This window comes from Vibrio sp. Vb1554, assembly GCF_033344235.1.
The window spans coordinates 1-1,128 of record NZ_JAWPOJ010000360.1; the positions used below are offsets into that span (position 1 = coordinate 1).

Sequence of the window (1,128 nt, forward strand, 5' to 3'; positions counted from 1 at the left end):
ACGAAAACCGCTCTGTTTTAAATGGTGAAGGTCGAGCTCTTCAAGCAGTCTTTCCGTTGTTGCTGCATCTTGGCAGCGCTCAAAAATCAAAGCATAAACGGTACTGCCTTGGTCGATACGATCGAGAAAATCGGTGTCGTCCTTTTCTAGCTCACGTTCAAGTAGTCGTTGTTGCTCTGAAAGCGATACTTGCGCGACTTTCAATTCACCAAGATCCAAAGTCCCTTGTGTGGGTTTCAGTTCGCCACAAAGCAGATCGCCTAGCAGGGAGCCGATGTCTCCTTCTGCACTGAAGATGCCCCAAGAGTCATTGTTATCGATTGTCCATTCATCAATGGAAAGTGTGGTGGTATGTCCTTGTACAGCAAGCTGACTAAAGCGAATAGCCATTGTGTTTGTCTTCCTTGTTATTGTTGTATTGGACTAGTTATAACAACTAACCAAGGGCCTAAGGAAGGGGATGTCAGTATTAATTTTAACCAAAGCAAAGATTGTTACGACCAGAAATGAAAGACTTATGTAACGAATCTTCTGTTGAATAAGTCGCGGGAATATTTCTATATAGTCATCATTATGCGTATGGATATTATGCTGCTACACTCATATGTGGCACTTATTTATTAAATGTAAGGATGCATGTATATGAGTGAAAAGGAATACGATTATCCTGCGAGCTACAGTCTCGTTTCCATAACCGACCCATCAAGTTACATCAAATATGCCAGTGCGCATTTTAATGAAGTTGCTGGCTTTGAAGAAGGAGAGTTGATAGGAAAACCACATAACGTTGTTCGCCATCCAGATATGCCTAAACAGGCGTTTAAAGACCTCTGGTCTCATCTCAAAGCTGGGAAACATTGGATGGGAATGGTGAAAAACAGACGAAAAAATGGAGGATATTACTGGGTGGATGCGTTTGCATCGCCAATCAAATACAACGGTGAAATTGTTGAATACCAATCTGTCCGTTTTAAACCAGAACGTATTTATGTCAAACGCGCAGAGAAAGCTTACGCGAAACTGCGAAATGATAAAAAACCGCTTCAACTTTACCTACCTCGTACACGTCTTTGGATGAGAGCTGCCTTTTTCCTTTTTATTTCGAACTTTTTGGGCTTGTTACTTCTA

General features: G+C 41.6%; 1 protein-coding gene and 1 pseudogene. One reads left to right on the forward strand and one right to left on the reverse strand.

Going from position 1 to position 1,128, the window contains the following annotated elements; all coding sequences use genetic code 11:
- Positions 1–390, reverse strand: a pseudogene (locus R8N28_RS26290) (ABC transporter); the annotation flags it as partial.
- Between the two features lie 252 nt (positions 391–642).
- Here R8N28_RS26290 and R8N28_RS26295 point away from each other — a divergent pair.
- The coding region (locus R8N28_RS26295; protein WP_318183794.1) for a PAS domain-containing protein at positions 643–1,128 on the forward strand (486 nt) is incomplete at its 3' end.